General features: G+C 67.3%; 13 protein-coding genes and 1 riboswitch. Of the genes, 5 read left to right on the forward strand and 8 right to left on the reverse strand.

The features are described from left to right. Positions 1-72 precede the first annotated feature (72 nt). From trhA to DI041_RS07120, 3 genes are all read right to left on the reverse strand, one after another. Positions 73-711, reverse strand: coding sequence for a PAQR family membrane homeostasis protein TrhA (trhA, locus tag DI041_RS07110; protein ID WP_032972214.1), 639 nt, complete (start codon positions 709-711; stop codon positions 73-75). A gap of 177 nt (positions 712-888) precedes the next feature. Next, positions 889-2,493 (reverse strand): peptide chain release factor 3, encoded by a 1,605-nt coding sequence (locus tag DI041_RS07115; protein ID WP_006384729.1) that lies wholly within the window; start codon positions 2,491-2,493, stop codon positions 889-891. A gap of 66 nt (positions 2,494-2,559) precedes the next feature. Next, on the reverse strand, positions 2,560-3,453 hold the full coding sequence (locus DI041_RS07120) for a M23 family metallopeptidase (RefSeq protein ID WP_136639087.1): 894 nt from the start codon (positions 3,451-3,453) through the stop codon (positions 2,560-2,562). Positions 3,454-3,602: 149 nt separating this feature from the next. Next, positions 3,603-3,721: riboswitch (SAM riboswitch) on the forward strand. 77 nt (positions 3,722-3,798) lie between these two features. Between DI041_RS07120 and metX the strand changes: the two genes are divergently transcribed. From metX to DI041_RS07135, 3 genes are read left to right on the forward strand one after another with little or no spacing between them, the layout of a single operon-like run. Next, on the forward strand, positions 3,799-4,830 hold the full coding sequence (metX, locus tag DI041_RS07125) for a homoserine O-succinyltransferase MetX (protein ID WP_100473625.1): 1,032 nt from the start codon (positions 3,799-3,801) through the stop codon (positions 4,828-4,830). Next, positions 4,827-6,062: an O-succinylhomoserine (thiol)-lyase gene (locus tag DI041_RS07130; RefSeq protein WP_136639086.1), complete on the forward strand. Its 1,236-nt coding sequence runs from the start codon at positions 4,827-4,829 to the stop codon at positions 6,060-6,062. The genes metX and DI041_RS07130 overlap by 4 nt, the downstream gene beginning before the upstream one ends. Continuing rightward, complete coding sequence (locus tag DI041_RS07135) at positions 6,059-7,126, forward strand: homoserine dehydrogenase family protein (protein WP_046985063.1); 1,068 nt, start codon at positions 6,059-6,061, stop codon at positions 7,124-7,126. The genes DI041_RS07130 and DI041_RS07135 overlap by 4 nt, the downstream gene beginning before the upstream one ends. Before the next feature lie 90 nt (positions 7,127-7,216). Here the strand turns inward: DI041_RS07135 and DI041_RS07140 are convergent, their stop codons facing one another. Next, entirely contained in the window at positions 7,217-8,212 is a 996-nt protein-coding gene (locus tag DI041_RS07140; protein ID WP_046985064.1) for an alpha/beta fold hydrolase, read from the reverse strand. A gap of 189 nt (positions 8,213-8,401) precedes the next feature. Next, on the reverse strand, positions 8,402-9,784 hold the full coding sequence (locus DI041_RS07145) for an L-serine ammonia-lyase (RefSeq protein WP_046985065.1): 1,383 nt from the start codon (positions 9,782-9,784) through the stop codon (positions 8,402-8,404). Positions 9,785-9,884: 100 nt separating this feature from the next. On the opposite strand from DI041_RS07145, the gene DI041_RS07150 reads away from it, so the two are divergent. Further along, on the forward strand, positions 9,885-10,115 hold the full coding sequence (locus tag DI041_RS07150) for a glutaredoxin family protein (protein WP_136639085.1): 231 nt from the start codon (positions 9,885-9,887) through the stop codon (positions 10,113-10,115). Between the two features lie 59 nt (positions 10,116-10,174). Here DI041_RS07150 and DI041_RS07155 read toward each other — a convergent pair whose 3' ends face one another. The 3 genes from DI041_RS07155 to DI041_RS07165 are packed head-to-tail and all read right to left on the reverse strand — an operon-like array spanning position 10,175 to position 11,966. Further along, positions 10,175-10,747 carry a YceI family protein gene (locus DI041_RS07155; RefSeq protein ID WP_136639084.1) on the reverse strand — a complete coding sequence of 191 codons (573 nt, stop codon included), beginning with the start codon at positions 10,745-10,747 and terminating at the stop codon, positions 10,175-10,177. Positions 10,748-10,750: 3 nt separating this feature from the next. Continuing rightward, positions 10,751-11,323 (reverse strand): cytochrome b, encoded by a 573-nt coding sequence (locus DI041_RS07160; protein ID WP_006384699.1) that lies wholly within the window; start codon positions 11,321-11,323, stop codon positions 10,751-10,753. Positions 11,324-11,333: 10 nt separating this feature from the next. Further along, entirely contained in the window at positions 11,334-11,966 is a 633-nt protein-coding gene (locus DI041_RS07165) for a YceI family protein (RefSeq protein ID WP_046985068.1), read from the reverse strand. Positions 11,967-12,132: 166 nt separating this feature from the next. On the opposite strand from DI041_RS07165, the gene DI041_RS07170 reads away from it, so the two are divergent. After that, positions 12,133-15,678, forward strand: a complete 3,546-nt coding sequence (locus DI041_RS07170) for a hybrid sensor histidine kinase/response regulator (protein ID WP_136639083.1) — start codon at positions 12,133-12,135, stop codon at positions 15,676-15,678. Positions 15,679-15,726 lie beyond the last annotated feature (48 nt).

A 15,726-nucleotide genomic window follows, 5' to 3' on the forward strand; every position in this document is an offset into this window, starting at 1 on the left:
GTTGCCCCCTGATCGTGGAGGGGGCGCGAAGCGTCCATGTGCGTGGTGTGCACAAGCCGCGCGCGTGTGCGCTTACAGCACCTGCATGGTGACTGCGACGAAGTGGCAGACGCTGCCGCCGATCACGAACAGGTGCCAGATCGCGTGCGAATAGGGGATCGACTCGCGGTGGTAGAAATACGTGCCCAGCGTGTACGACAGGCCGCCACCGAACAGCCAGGCCAGGGTGCCGCCATCGATGGAGGCCCACATCGGCTTGATCGCCACCACCACCAACCAGCCCATGGCGATGTAGATCACGGTCGAAAGCACCTTGAAACGGCCGGTGTAGAACAGTTTGAAAACCACGCCGCCCAGCGCCAGCGCCCAGATCGCGGTGAACAGGCCCCAGCCCCAGGGGCCGCGCAGGCCGATCAGGGTGAATGGTGTATAGGTGCCGGCGATCAGCACGTAGATCGCGCAATGGTCGAAGACCTTCAGGCGGCCCTTGGCGACCGGATGCTGGATGGCGTGGTACAGCGTGGAGGCGGTATACAGCAGCAACAGGGCGATACCGAACACGATCGCACTGGCCAGCTGCCAGCCGTCACCGTAGATCGCGGCCAGGGTGATCAACACCGCACTGGCAGCCAGGGCGAATACCGCGCCCAACCCGTGGGTCAAGGCGCTGGCGATTTCTTCACGGATCGAAGCAATGGACGTCGTGGACATGGGCATGGGCATCGGTCGCGGGGAGGGGGACCCGCGTCCCCCTATCATCGCCGCGATGGCCGGCGCGTGCACGCCCGTCACCGTATGGTCGGTGAATCCCTGTGTTGCGTGGATGAACCGCCCGCGACTGCCGGGGTCAGAGCCCTTTCCTGGCGGAAAGGGATCCGACCCCACGGCTCAGCCTACCGAAACGGTATGCGCCGCTTCACGGGTGGCCGAGAAGCGCACGTCGGGCGAGCGCTCCTGGGCCAGCTGCAGGTTGACCCGGGTTGGTGCCAGGTAGACCAGATGGCCGGCTGCATCCAGTGCCAGGTTCAACGCGTTCTTCTCGCGGAACTCTTCCAGCTTCTTTTCGTTGCTGCAGTGGACCCAGCGTGCGGTGCTGACGCTGACCTGCTCGAAGGTGGCTTCCACGCCATATTCGTCCTTCAGGCGGTAGGCGGCCACGTCGAACTGCAGCACACCCACCGCACCCAGGATCAGGTCGTTGCTGGTCAACGGGCGGAAGAACTGGGTCGCGCCTTCCTCGGACAGCTGGGCCAGGCCCTTCTGCAGCTGCTTGAGCTTGAGCGGATCACGCAGGCGGGCGCGGCGGAACAGTTCCGGGGCGAAGTTGGGGATGCCGGTGAAGGTGACCGCTTCGCCTTCGGTGAAGGTGTCGCCGATCGAGATGGTGCCGTGGTTGTGGATGCCGATCACATCGCCCGGCCACGCCTCGGCGGCGATCTCGCGGTCGCTGGCCATGAAGGTCAGCGCGTTGGCCAGCTTCATGTCCTTGCCGGTGCGCACGTGGAAGGTCTTCATGCCGGCGCTGAAACGGCCCGAGCAGATGCGCATGAACGCCACGCGGTCACGGTGCTGCGGGTCCATGTTGGCCTGGATCTTGAACACGAAGCCGGTCAGCTTGTTCTCTTCCGGGGCGATCACCCGGCCGGTGGTGGTGCGCGCCTGCGGCGGTGGTGCATGCTCGACGAAGAAGTCCAGCAGCGGCTGCACGCCGAAGTTGTTCACGCCCGAGCCGAAAAACACCGGGGTCTGCTTGCCGGCACGGTAAGCGTCGAGGTCGAACGGATGGCTGGCGCCCTGCACCAGGTCAAGCTCGTCGCGCAGCTCGGCCAGCATCTGTGCACCGATCTTCTCGGCCAGGCCGGGCGCATCGATGGACGGGAAGATGGTGGAGTCCTGGCGGGTGAAGTTGCGGCCCGGTTCGTACAGATGCACCTCGCCTGTCAGCAGGTGCACCACGCCCTTCAGGCGCTGGCCCATGCCGATCGGCCAGGTCACCGGTGCGCACTGGATGCCGAGTACGGTCTCCACTTCATCCAGCAGCTCGATCGGGTCCTTGCCCTCGCGGTCGAGCTTGTTGATGAAGGTCATGATCGGGGTGTCGCGCAGGCGGCACACTTCCATCAGCTTGATGGTGCGCTCTTCCACGCCCTTGGCCACGTCGATCACCATCAGCGCCGAGTCCACCGCGGTCAGCACGCGGTAGGTGTCCTCGCCGAAGTCGGCGTGGCCGGGGGTGTCGAGCAGGTTGACGATCTTGCCTTCATACGGGAACTGCATCACCGAGGAGGTGACGGAGATGCCGCGCTCTTTCTCCAGTGCCATCCAGTCGGAGGTGGCATGGCGGGCGGCCTTGCGGCCCTTGACCGAACCGGCCATCTGGATCGCGCCTCCGAACAGCAGCAGCTTTTCGGTCAGCGTGGTCTTGCCGGCGTCAGGATGGGAAATGATGGCGAAGGTGCGGCGACGCGACGCTTCGTTGGCGACTTCGGACATGGCAGTGGCGCCCGCCCGGGGCGCTTTTCAAAGAGATAAGCGCCCGATTATACCGGCCGGGGCCGGTCAGCGCCCGGTGCCGCCGTCGGCCTCGCCCTCGCGGGCGAACTGCAGCTGGCCCTGCTCGGCAAAGATCCGCGCCGGCACCGAGCGCAGGCCCATGCCGCGGTTGACCTGCACCACGAAGTGCAGGTGCGGGGCGCTGCTGTAGCCGCTGTTGCCCGACAGGCCGATCGGTTGCCCCGCCTGCACCGCCTGGCCGCGACGCACACGCATGCCACCGGCCTGCAGGTGGCCGTAAAGGGCCATGCTGCCGTCGCTGTGCAGCACGCGGATGAAGTTTGCGCGCGCACCATCGCGTTCGCGGTCCTGGCCGTTGCCCTGGAAGCCGTCCTGGATCTGCATCACCGTGCCCTCGCGCGCGGCCAGCACCAATGTTGCCTCGGGCAGTGCGAAGTCGACCGCGTCGCGGTTTTCCTCGTCATTGTGGCTGAAACGGCCCTGTGGTGCCTGGTCCACGCGCGGGCGGGCGTCATCGAAGGGCAGGCGATAGGCCACGTCCTCGGCCTGTGCGGCCGGGTTGCCCGGCACCGACTGCAGGCGCAGGTCCAGTGTGCGTCCGTTGACCGGCGCGGGCAGGTGGCCGACCACCAGGCTGCTGTCGCCCTGGATAAGCGACTGTACCGGAAGGCCCTCGACAGGGTGTCCGGGCGCGGCGCGCAGCTCGACCTGTAGTGGCCCGGCCAGGGCGTTGTCGATCCGGGCTTGCCACTGCTGGCCGATCGGCTGCAGGCGCAGCTGGGCCATCGGCGCGGCGCTCTGGGCGGTCTCGCCACGGGGGGGCGGAGCGACCGGGGCGGGCTTGGGCACCAGTCCCCAACCCTGGCGCCAGTCGCCGGCGCTTACCGTCGCGCTCGCCAGCAGGGACAACAACAGGCAGGTCAGGGGCAGGCGCGGCATCAGCGGTTCCAGCGGGTAGGGACCGCCGGGACTGTAGCCGATCCTGAACGGGACGACCGCGACCGCCTTCGCACAGCTGGGCTGAAAACATTTATCGCTCTATCCGCATGAAGGGATTGACAGTCCCGAAAGAGGCTGGCATCGTAGCTCCACCATCGAGACCGGCAGAGGGACAGGCCCTTTGAAGCCGGGGCAGCCCGCAGGCGCGCAAGCGACTGCGTAGGTGCCAAATCCTGCGGGGACCGTGGCGTCCACCGGAAGATGGTTCGAACCATGCACCGCACGTGCATCTCGAACGCGGGCCCCGCGAAGGCTCGATGGCCGATTCCCCAACCGGATCCCGCCATGAGCTTCGCCGCCAGTACCGCCATTCGCCCCGAACCCTTTGTCCCCGTCAGCGTGCCGGTCGAAGACCGTGTGCATGCCGAGCGCGGTGAGTTCGCCGCGGTGCTGTCGATGCGTCACGCCGGCCCCAGCCCGGTGCGCCTGCGCTACGAGTGGGTCGGCCCGGCCAACGCGCCGGTGGTGGTGCTGGCAGGCGGCATTTCAGCCCATCGCCACGTGGCGTCCAATGCACAGTTCAGCGAGAAGGGCTGGGCCGAAGATCTGGTCGGCAGCGGGCGCGCGCTGGATCCGCAGCAGCTGCGTGTACTGGCCTTCGATTTCATCGGTGCCGACGGCGCGCTGGACGTGCCGATCGATACCGCCGACCAGGCTGATGCACTGGCGCTGCTGCTGGACCATCTCGGCATCCGTGCGCTGAAGGCGTTCGTCGGCTATTCCTATGGCGCGCTGGTCGGCCAGCAGTTCGCGATCCGTCATCGTGCCCGTGTGCGCCAACTGGTGCTGGCCAGCGGCGCACATCGCCCGCATCCCTATGCCGCCGCCTGGCGCGCACTGCAGCGTCGTGCGGTTGCCCTTGGCCAGCTGCAGTGCGGTGAAGACCACGGCCTGGCCTTGGCGCGGCAGTTCGCCATGCTCAGCTACCGCACGCCGGAGGAATTCGGCGAGCGCTTCGACGCAGCACCGGAAGTGATCAATGGCCGCGTGCGTGTTGCCGCCGAGGACTATCTCGATGCCGCTGGTGCGCAGTACGTCGCGCGCACGCCGGTGACCGCCTACCTGCGCCTGTCCGAATCGATCGACCTGCATCGCGTCGACCCCACCGCGATTCTGCCGCCGACCGTGGTGGTGGCCGTGGAGGGCGACCGCCTAGTGCCGCTTGCCGACCTGGTCGGCCTGGTCGAAGGACTGGGCCCACGCGGCAGCCTGCGCGTATTGCGCTCGCCCTATGGCCACGACGCCTTCCTCAAAGAAACCGATCGCATCGACGCGATCCTCGCCACCGCCTTCCGCACTTCTGGAGAGTCCGCATGAGCCTGCACGCAAACGAGCCGTCCTGTAGTCGCACCACTGCCGCCGTCCGTGCCGGCATCGATCGGGATACTGCGCATGGCGCGGTCACGCCGCCGATCGTGCTGTCATCGAATTTCAGCTTTGAAGGTTTCGGCAACAAGCGCCAGTACGACTACACGCGCAGTGGCAACCCGACCCGCGACCTGCTGGGTGAAGCGCTTGCGGAACTGGAGGGCGGCGCCGGTGGCGTCATCACTGCCACCGGCATGGGCGCGATCAACCTGGTGTTGAACGCGCTGCTGCAGCCGGGCGATACCCTGGTGGTGCCGCACGATGCGTACGGTGGCAGCTGGCGCCTGTTCAATGCGCTGGCGAAGAAGGGCCACTTCGAACTGGTCACCGCTGACCTGACCGATCCGCGCGCGCTGGCGCAGGCGTTGGCCACCCAGCCGAAGCTGGTGCTGGTGGAAACGCCGTCCAACCCGCTGCTGCGCATCACCGACCTGCGCTTCGTCATCGAGGCGGCACACAAGGCTGGTGCGCTGGTAGTGGTCGACAACACCTTCCTGTCGCCGGCGCTGCAACAACCGCTGTCGTTCGGCGCGGACCTGGTGCTGCATTCGACCACCAAGTACATCAACGGCCACAGTGACGTGGTCGGCGGTGCGGTGATCGCGCGTGATCCGGCACTGCATGAGCAGCTGGTGTGGTGGGGCAATGCGCTGGGCCTGACCGGTTCGCCGTTCGACGCCTTCCTGACCTTGCGCGGCCTGCGCACGCTGGATGCGCGCCTGCGCGTGCACCAGGAGAACACCGCCTCGATCGTGGCCCTGCTGGATCAGCATCCGGCGGTCGGCGCGGTCTACTACCCGGGCCTGGCAGATCATCCGGGCCATGCCATTGCCGCGCGCCAGCAGAGTGGTTTCGGCGCGATGCTGTCGTTCGAACTGGCAGACTGTGCCGGTGACGATCCGCATGCCGCTGTGCGCGCGTTCGTCGATGGCCTGCGTTGCTTCACCCTGGCCGAATCGCTGGGTGGCGTCGAAAGCCTGATCGCGCATCCGGCGACGATGACCCATGCAGCGATGACCGCCGAAGCGCGCGCGGCCGCCGGCATCAGCGAAGGCCTGCTGCGCCTGTCGGTCGGCATCGAGGCCGAGCGTGACCTGCTGGCGGATCTCGGCGCAGCACTGCGGCGCGCCGAAGCGGTGATTGATGCGGCTGCACGCCGCAAACAGGTGGTGGATGCATGAGCGCACTCGCCGCTGACATTCCTGCGCTGGGCGCGGGGCGCCTGGCGCTGCTCGGCACTGGCACGGTTGGTTCGGCCTTCGTGCAGCGCTACCAGGCATTGCAGGCGCGCGGGCTTGAGCTGCCCAGCGTGCAGTGGCTGGCCAATTCGCGCACCGCGCTGGCGATCGACCGTGATCTGGCGCTGCCGCTGGAACTGGCGCGGCGTGCGCCGCGTGATGGCCAGAGCTCGCCGCCATGGGCCAGTGCCGAAGGGCTGGAGCGTGGCGACGTGGTGGTCGATGCCACCGCCAGTGAAGACGTCGCCGCGCGCCACGTGCAGTGGTTGGCGCGCGGTGTGCACGTGGTGACTGCCAACAAGCTGGGCCGTGGCGCGCAGCTGGCACGCGCACAGGCCATTGCCGATAGCTGTGCCGACAGCGGTGCGCGCTACGGCGACAGCGCCACGGTGGGCGCGGGCCTGCCGTTGCTCAGCAGCCTGCGCGCGCTGGTGGCCGGTGGTGACCACATCCATGCCATCGAGGGCGTGCTGTCCGGTTCGCTGGCTTGGCTGTTCCATCGCTATGACGGCCAAGCGCCGTTCTCGGCGGCGGTGCGCGAAGCGCTGGCGGCGGGCTACACCGAACCCGACCCACGCCTGGATCTGTCCGGCGAGGATGTGCGCCGCAAGTTGCTGATCCTGGCCCGCAGCAGCGGGCTGGCGCTGGATGCTTCGCAGGTGCAGGTGGATTCGCTGGTACCCGAAACACTGGCAGCGCTGCCGCTGGAGGATGCCGTGGCTGCGCTGGAACAGCTGGATGCGCCGCTGCAGGCGCGCTGGCAGCAGGCACGCGACAACGGACGCGTGCTGCGGTTTGTCGGCCGGGTTGACGGCAATGGTGCCCAGGTGGGCCTGCGCGAGCTGCCGGCCGATCATCCGCTGGCACAGGGCGCGGGCACCGACAACCGGGTAGCGATCCACAGCGATCGCTATCAGCGCCAGCCGTTGTTGATCCAGGGACCGGGCGCGGGCGCGGAAGTCACCGCGGCCGCGCTGCTGGATGACGTGCTGCGGATCGTGGGTTGACGTCCCTGCTGCTGCGCTCGCCGGGCATGGCCCGGCGCTACCAACCCCGCTCGCAGGTAGCGCCGGGCCATGCCCGGCGGACCCGCAATCTCAACGCGACTTCAACGCATTCAACAACGCCGCATTGAACTGCTTCGGGTCCTGCACCTGCGGTGAATGCCCAAGCTCGGAGAACTCGACCAGCGTCGCGCCCGGAATCGCCTCGGCCGCCCTCTTGCCCAGCACCGGATAGTTGCCCAGCGTCGCCTTCAGTTCCGGCGGCGCCAGGTCACGGCCGATCGCCGTGCGGTCCTTCTGGCCGATGAACAGCGTGGTCGGCACCTGCAGGTTCTTCAGCTCGTAGACCACCGGCTGGTTGAACACCATGTCCGAGGCCAGGGCCTGGCTCCACGCGACGGCCTGCCTGCCCGGGCCTTCGTACATGCCCGACTGCATCCTCGCCCAGGTTTCATAGGCCGGCTTCCATTGGCCGTCGTAGTACACGTCCAGCTGGTAGCGGCGGATACTGTCGTAGCTGGTTTTCAGTTCGCCTGCGTACCACGTATCCAGGCTGCGCCATGGCACGCCCAGCGCCTTCCAGTCTTCCAGTCCGATCGGGTTGACCAGTGACAGACTGCGCAGGTCCTGCCGGTACATCAGCGCATAGCGCACCGCCAGCATGCCGCCCATCGAATGGCCGACCAGATGCACCGGCATGCCCTCCAGTTGCAACTGCTGCAGCAGCGCATGGGTGTTGGCCGCCAGCTGCGCGAACGAGTACTGGTAGCGCTCGGGCTTGCTGGATTTGCAGAAGCCCACCTGGTCGGGCGCGATGACCCGGTAACCGGCGTTCAGCAGCGGCGCGATGGTCTGCTGCCAGGTGGCTGCGCAGAAATTCTTGCCGTGCAGCAGTACCACCACGCCGATGGCGCGGCGCTTGGGCAGGACATCCAGATAGGCCATCTCCACGGGCTGCCGCTGTGATTCCAGTGCGAACGTCTTGACTGGATAGCCGTAGTCGAAGCCCTCCAGCCGCGGACCATAGGTCGGTGCGGCAGCGACGGATAGCGGCAGGCAGGCAAGCAGTGCGGCGGCGGTTACGCGCATGGGGCAATCCGGGGCGAGGGAGCCCCGAGCCTAACCGGAACGCGGTGACGGTGTCGTCCGGCGGGGCAGATTCGACCGGGTATAGGCGACCGGGTAGAGTCGACTGTTAGTCGACTGCCTTCCCGACAACCAGCGAAAAGCCCGCGCTGCGCGCGATAGTCGACCAACGGTCGACTCTACCCCGGGCGTTCAGCACTCGATGACGTTCACCGCCAGGCCACCGCGGCTGGTTTCCTTGTACTTGTCCTGCATGTCGCGGCCGGTATCGCGCATGGTCTTGATCACCTTGTCCAGCGACACCTTGTGCTTGCCGTCGCCACGCATCGCCATGCGCGAGGCATTGATCGCCTTCACCGCACCCATCGCGTTGCGCTCGATGCAGGGGATCTGCACCAGTCCACCGATCGGGTCGCAGGTCAGGCCCAGGTTGTGTTCCATGCCGATTTCCGCGGCGTTCTCGATCTGGCTGGGGTTGCCACCCAGTGCGGCAACCAGACCGCCCGCTGCCATCGAACAGGCCACGCCCACTTCGCCCTGGCAGCCCACTTCGGCGCCGGAGATCGAGGCGTTTTCCTTGTACAGGATGCCGATCGCCGCCGAGGTAAGCAGGAAGTCGAACACGCGCTGCTCGTTCGCACCCGGGCAGAAACGGTCGAAGTAATGCAGCACGGCGGGCAGCACGCCGGCCGCACCGTTGGTCGGCGCGGTCACCACGCGGCCACCGGCGGCGTTCTCTTCGTTCACCGCCAGCGCGTACAGATTGACCCAGTCCAGCGTGGTCAGCGGATCGCGCATTGCCGCTTCCGGCTTCGACGACAGCTCGCGGTACAGCGCTGGTGCACGACGGCCCACCTTCAGGCCGCCCGGCAGCACGCCTTCTTCACGGATTCCGCGGCTCACGCACGACTGCATCGCGCTCCAGATCTCGCGCAGGTTGGCGCGGATCTCGTCTTCGCTGCGCCAGCACTTCTCGTTCTCGAACATCAGCTGGGCGATGCTCAGGCCACTGCGCGCGGTCTGCGCCAGCAGCTCGTCGCCGCTCTTGAACGGGTAGGGCAGCGGGGTTTCGTCGGGCACGATGCGGTCATCGGCCGCGTCGTCCTGGTTGACCACGAAGCCACCACCGACGGAGTAGTAATCGCGGGTGGCGATCACTTCGTCCTCGGCGTTGTACGCGGTGAAGCGCATGCCGTTGGTGTGGTACGGCAGCTTCTGGCGCTTGTTCATGCCGAGGTCGCGCTTCTCGTCGAAGGCGATCTCGTGCTGGCCCATCAGCTGGATGCGCTTGCTGCTGCGGATGCGCTCCAGGGTGGCCGGAATGATGTCCGGGTCGATCAGGTTCGGCCGCTGCCCTTCCAGGCCCAGCAGGATCGCCTTGTCGGTGCCATGGCCGCGGCCGGTCAGCGCCAGCGAGCCGTAGACATCGGCACGGATGCGCGCGACCTCGTGCAGGCGGCCCGGATCGAGCAGCCAACGGTGGATGAATCGCTCGGCGGCCTTCATCGGCCCGACGGTGTGCGAGGAGCTCGGGCCAATGCCGATCTTGAAAACGTCGAACGTGCTGACAGCCATGGTTGCCGTACTGCGGGTACCGGAAGAGACCGCTATTCTAGCGGTTCACGCCGCACTTCCATGGCTGCGGCGCAGCATTTCCGCCAAGGAGACCCATCCGGTGTTGACTCTGTTCCAGCGTGACGACTGCCACCTGTGCGACATGGCACTGGCCGAGCTGGCCAAGGCCAGGGCGCCGGAGTTCGAATCGGTGTTCCTGGATGACCAGCCGGCGCTGGAAGCGCGCTACGGCGCGCGGGTGCCTGTGCTGCGCGACGAGCGCGGCGGGCGCGAGCTGGACTGGCCGTTCGATGCGGCCACGGTTCAGGCCTGGCTGGCTGTCGATCGGTAGTGCCGGCCAGCGGCCGGCACTACCGGAGATGATGGCCGGGGCGGTGCCCCGGCCGTTACTCATTTCGCGTCGAACTTCACGATCGTGCTGATCGCGGTTTCGTCCGGAATGGTCTTGGTATCGGCCCAATCACCGCCGCCGACGCCGAAGTCCAGGCGCTTGACCGTGGCCTTGCCGGTCAGCACTGGCTGGGTGCCCGGCTTCCAGGTGAAGGTGAGGGTGACCGGCTTGCTGACGCCGCGCAGTTCCAGGGTGCCGTCGGCGGCGAACTGGTCGTTGCCCACCGCACGGAAGCCCTTGGCGGTGTAGCGCGCAGTGGCGAACTTGCCGACGTTGAAGAAGTCCGCGGTCTGCAGGGTCGAGTCGCGATCACTGTTGCCACTCTTGGCGCCGGCCAGCGGGATCACCACGTCCAGCGAACCGGCGGCCGGATTGGCCGGGTCGAAGCTGAGCTTGGTGGCGAAGCCCGGGAAACTGCCGGTGAACACCTCACCGTCGTACTTGGTGGCGAACACCAGGATCGAGCCGGTGCCAGGCGCCTGCGCGTAGTCGGCGGCGAGCACCGGGGCGGTGGCCAGCATGCCGGCCAGGGCGGCGGCCACGGCGGCCGGAGTGGTCAGTTTCAGGTTCATCGATCAGTCCTTCTGAGGGGAGGCGAGCCAGCCGCGCGGCAACATGCGGGACAACGTTGCATCGCGCTGGAACAGGTGGTGGTAGAAGGCAGCACCGGCATGGGCCAGCACCACCGCGATCAACAGCCAGAAGCCGTATTCGTGGATGGCATGGGACACCGCCACGACCTGCGGGTCCGGGCCGCTGAGTTTCGGCACATCAACCAGGCCGAACCAGCGGAAGGGGCGCAGGCCACTGGCCGAGTCGTACAGCCAGCCCGACAGCGGGATGGCGAACATCAGCACGTAGAGCAGCACGTGGGTGGCGCTGGCGATGCGTTCCTGCCAGCTGGGCACGCCCGGCACCGGCTTGGGCGCACCGGCATACACGCGCCAGCCGAGGCGGAAGAGCACCAGCGCCAGCACGGTAATGCCGATCGACTTGTGCGCGGTGTAGACCCAGAAATACTTGGGGGTCTTGGGCAGTTCGCCCATCGTCAGGCCGACCACGCCCAGGGCGAGGATCAGCAATGCGATCAACCAATGCAGGATCTGGCTGACACTCCCCCAGGCGGCGGGGGTGTTCTTGGCGGTCATGAAGGGTCCTCTAGCGGGCCGTCTTGGGATCGGAGTGCGGAACGGGAGCGGGAGTTCCCGGGGCGTCGCTGCGGTCGAGGGTGGCTTCAGCCTCGATCCTCAGCTGTACTGCATCACCGATGACGCCCGGCCAGGCGGTGATGCCGAACGCACGCCGGCTCAGTGTGGTGCTGGCGGAAAAACCGGCGGTGCGTCGGAACGGGGGTAGCGGGTAGCGCTTGATGGCGTTGAGGGTCACGTCCAGCGTGACCTCCTGGCTGACCCCGCGCAGGGTCAGGGTGCCGATCACGTGGGCACGCCTGGCATCGATCGGTTCAACCCGGGTGGAGACGAAGCGCGCGCTCGGGAAGCGCTCGCCATCGAGCAGGCTGCGGGCCAGCGTGGCCTGGTTCCACTTGGCATCGCCAAGGTCCAATCGCGACACGGGGACTTCGACGTCGAGCGTAGCCTCGCGCCAGTTGTCGGGATCGAACTGCAGGCGGCCCTCACTGCCGGAGACCGTCCCCATCGCCTGCGAGTAGCCGGCATGGTCGATGGCGAACAGCACCCGCGTATGTACTGGGTCGAGGCGATAGGTGTCTGCGTCCGCCCAAGCGGGCGCTGTGGCGAGCATCATCGGCAGCAGGGCCAGGCAGGGACGCATCGATGGCGGGTTCCGGAAGGGGGGACGCTGCGATCATACGCATAGCCCCCTGCCAACGTTGCGTGCACGGCTGCAACAGTTCGTGGTGGTATTGCCTCTGGAAACAGGCTGTTGCAGCGATGGACCTGCCCCTGTGTGACAATCGGGACAGGACAGGGGGTTCAGGATGACGAGCGGCTGGCGCCTGTGGTGCCAAGGCATCGCGGGTATGGGGCTGCTGCTGATGGCGTTTGCCGTGGCAGCCGCTACCTTGGACATGGCGGAAACACCGCGCCTGCGCCGCTTTGGTGCCGCCGAAGGCTTGCCGTCGCGCATGGTGCTGGCCCTGGCCGAGGATCGCCAGGGGCATATCTGGGCGGCTACCGACGGCGGCCTGGTGCGCTACGACGGGGGCGGCCTGAGGGTCTGGGAGCACGATCCGGATCAGCCGGGCTCGCTGCCCGGCAACGAGATCGAGACCCTGCTGGTCGATCCGCTGGATCGCGTATGGGTGGGTATCAACGGCAAGGGCGTAGCACGCCTGGATGCCGATCGCGAGCGCTTCAAGACCTTCGACACGGTCAATGGTCCGTGCATGAGCCAGTTCTGGACCCTGGCCTATGCCGAGGACGCCCTCTGGATCGGCACCAGCGGCCATGGTGTCTGCCGTTTCGGCGAGGACGGCAGCCTGCGCTTCTTCCAGCATGATCCGGCGCATCCCGGCGGACTGCCCAGTAACACCATCTTCAGCAGCCTGGTCGATGCAAAGGGCCGTCTGTGGATCGGCACCGAAGCGGGGCTGGCGCGCTGGAACGGTAGCAGCTTCGAGGCGGTGGCCCCACGCGAGCTGGGTACGCTGAGCGTGCTGCGGCTGAGCCAGGATCCTGACGGCTCGATCTGGGTCGGCAGCCAGAACGAGGGCCTGTACCGCATCGATGCGCAGGACCGGGTCAGTCGTCCGCGCTGGGCCGACAGCGCCAGCCTGCGTTCGGCACTGGTGCTGGCCGATCGCCAGGGCGGTTACTGGGCCGGTACGTCCGATGGCCTGCTGCGTGGCGATGCCAGTACGCTGCGCCGGCTCGAGGGGGACCGTGGCAGCGGCTTCCTGACTGCGCAAAGCGGTGTGCTTGATCTGCTGCAGGACCATGAAGGGGGACTGTGGGTGGCGCTGTTGACCCAGGGCCTGGCCTACCTGCCGCCGGACTGGCGTCGCTTCTCGATCTGGAACCAGCTCGATGGCAAACCGCTGGACAGCCAGTATCTGCTGAGCGCCGCCAGCGACGGCAGGAACTACTACGTCGGCTCGGCGCATGGTGTGTACCAATTGGATGCGCAGGGCACGCTGCGCCTGCTGGCCAGCGATCGCGAGATCGGCAGCGGGGCGGTGTGGTCGGTGCTGCCGCGGCCGGACGGGCGCCTGTGGCTGGGCCGTGCAGGCCGCATCAGCGTGTACGATCCGGCCAGCCGTGCGCTTCACGACTGGCGCATCGACGGCGGCGCCGACCTGCGCCAGCGCATCGATCTGATGCGGCAGGCACCGGATGGCACGGTCTGGCTGTCGGTGATGAACCTGGGCCTGCAGCAGCGCAGCGCCGATGGCCGGCTGCTGCGCAGTTTCCCGCTGGATGACATCCGCGGCACCGCCGATTCACCGATCGAGCAGATCCGTTTCGATGCCCGTGGCCAGGCCTGGGTGATGGGCGACATGGGCATCTGGCGTGAGCACGCGGGACGATTCGAAGCAGTGCCGGGTGTCTCGCGTGGGCTCATCTACGACTTGGTGTGGATTGATCCGCAACAGCTGTGGCTGGCCCGGCAGGGCGCGCTCGAGCGCTACCAGTGGGATGGCATGAGCCTGCGCCTGATCCAGCGCGTTGATGGTGGTGCCGGTGTGCCCGCGGTCAGCATGGGCGGGCTGGCGCTGGCCGATGACGGTCGCCTGTGGGCGACCACGCCGCGTGGGCTGCTGCGCTGGGATCCCAAGGCGCGGCGACTGCAGCAGTTCAACGAACGCGATGGCCTGTCCGATGCCGAGTTCACCAGCCGGCCACCGGCGGTGAATGCCGATGGTCGTGTTCTGGCGGTGAGCCAGACCGGGCTGGTCGCATTCGATGTGAACTCGGTTGACGCGGTGTTGCCGCCTTCGTCGTTGGTGATTGCCGAGGTACGCGTGCGCCGTGATGACGCCCGCGGCTGGCAGCCGCTGCCGAACACCGGCACGCTGCTGCTGGGGCCGGATGATCGTGATCTGCAGATCGACGCGCGGCTGCTGTCCTACGCCAACCCGCAGGGCAATCGCTATCGCTTCCGGGTGCGAGGCTACGACCAGAACTGGGTAGAGCAGGGCGGTGACGGCCAGCGCACGCTCTCGCGGTTGCCCACCGGCAGCTATGTCATCGAAGTGCAGGCGGCGACCGCCAGCGGCGCATGGACACCATCACAGCGACTGCAGGTGAAGGTGCTGCCGCCGTGGTGGCGCAGCGGCATGGCGATCTTCGGCTATATCCTGCTTGGTTCGTTGCTGCTGGTGACCCTGGTGTGGTCGATCCGGGCGCGCCTGCGTCGCCGCCAGCAGTGGCAGCTGACCGTGCACAAGCAGCAGCTGGCCGAGCAGGCGTCGCAGGCCAAGAGCCGTTTCCTGGCCACACTGGGCCACGAAGTGCGCACGCCGATGACAGGCGTGCTGGGCATGAGCGAGCTGCTGCTGGCCACGCCGCTGGATCCGGTACAGCGCAGTTACGCCGGCTCGATCCAGCAGGCGGGCAGCCACCTGTTGCGGCTGGTCAACGATGCACTGGACCTGGCCCGCATCGAGGCTGGGCGGCTGGAGCTGGACCTGCGTCCGTTCGACCTGGGCGGCCTGCTCGACCAGGTGCAGGCGCTGATGCAGCCGATGGCGCGGCAGCGTCAGCTGGCCTTCCAGCGGGGCGACGATCCGCCCGGGCCGATCAGCGTCAGCGGTGATGAGATGCGCGTGCGCCAGATCCTGCTCAACCTGCTGGGCAATGCGATCAAGTTCACCGAACGTGGCCATGTTGGACTGGCCGTGCGGCTGGATGACAACGGTGCTGGCCTCTGCTTCGAGGTGCACGACAGTGGTCCGGGTATCAATGCCGAGCAGCAGGAGCGCTTGTTCCATCGCTTCGAGCAGGCAGAGGGGCCGCGCACGGCGTCGCGCTATGGTGGCAGCGGCCTGGGCCTGGCGATCTGCCAGGAACTGGCGGTGGCGATGGGCGGGCGCATCGAAGTGGACAGCCAGCCAGGCAAGGGCGCGCGCTTCCAGGTGCGCCTGCCGTTGCCGTGGACCCGGCAGGCGGCCAACGCGCAGGGCGACTCCCCGGCGCTGCCGGTACTGCCGCCCTTGCGCATCCTGCTGGTCGAAGACGATGCCACCGTGGCCGAGGTCATCGCTGGCCTGCTGCGTGGCCGTGGCCACGAGGTGGTGCATGTGCTGCACGGGCTGGGAGCCTTGTCCGAGATCGCTACCGATGGCTTCGATGTCGGCCTGCTCGACCTCGACCTGCCTGCCCTGGATGGAACCGCGATCGCCCGCCAGCTGCGCACCATGGGCTATGAACTACCGCTGGTGGCGGTAACCGCACGCTCCGACGCCTACGCCGAAAGCCAGGTGCTGGCGGCCGGTTTCGATGGTTTCCTGCGCAAGCCGGTCACCGGCGACCTGCTGGTGACCGCGATTGCCCAGGCTCGCGCAAAACGACAAGTTGCCCATTGAAAGCGTCGGTGCCAGACGTTAACGACGTGACTTTCGGTTTACCATGCC

The organism is Stenotrophomonas maltophilia (genome assembly GCF_004920835.1).
Classification (GTDB): domain Bacteria; phylum Pseudomonadota; class Gammaproteobacteria; order Xanthomonadales; family Xanthomonadaceae; genus Stenotrophomonas; species Stenotrophomonas maltophilia_AQ.

Coding starts and splice junctions, on each gene's coding strand:
- DI041_RS07170 (WP_136639083.1), top strand. CDS start 12,133: ATGACGAGCGGCTGGCGCCTGTGGTGCCAAGGCATCGCGGGTATGGGG.
- trhA (WP_032972214.1), bottom strand. CDS start 711: ATGTCCACGACGTCCATTGCTTCGATCCGTGAAGAAATCGCCAGCGCC.
- metX (WP_100473625.1), top strand. CDS start 3,799: ATGAGCTTCGCCGCCAGTACCGCCATTCGCCCCGAACCCTTTGTCCCC.
- DI041_RS07120 (WP_136639087.1), bottom strand. CDS start 3,453: ATGCCGCGCCTGCCCCTGACCTGCCTGTTGTTGTCCCTGCTGGCGAGC.
- DI041_RS07145 (WP_046985065.1), bottom strand. CDS start 9,784: ATGGCTGTCAGCACGTTCGACGTTTTCAAGATCGGCATTGGCCCGAGC.
- DI041_RS07165 (WP_046985068.1), bottom strand. CDS start 11,966: ATGCGTCCCTGCCTGGCCCTGCTGCCGATGATGCTCGCCACAGCGCCC.
- DI041_RS07160 (WP_006384699.1), bottom strand. CDS start 11,323: ATGACCGCCAAGAACACCCCCGCCGCCTGGGGGAGTGTCAGCCAGATC.
- DI041_RS07130 (WP_136639086.1), top strand. CDS start 4,827: ATGAGCCTGCACGCAAACGAGCCGTCCTGTAGTCGCACCACTGCCGCC.
- DI041_RS07155 (WP_136639084.1), bottom strand. CDS start 10,747: ATGAACCTGAAACTGACCACTCCGGCCGCCGTGGCCGCCGCCCTGGCC.
- DI041_RS07135 (WP_046985063.1), top strand. CDS start 6,059: ATGAGCGCACTCGCCGCTGACATTCCTGCGCTGGGCGCGGGGCGCCTG.
- DI041_RS07140 (WP_046985064.1), bottom strand. CDS start 8,212: ATGCGCGTAACCGCCGCCGCACTGCTTGCCTGCCTGCCGCTATCCGTC.
- DI041_RS07115 (WP_006384729.1), bottom strand. CDS start 2,493: ATGTCCGAAGTCGCCAACGAAGCGTCGCGTCGCCGCACCTTCGCCATC.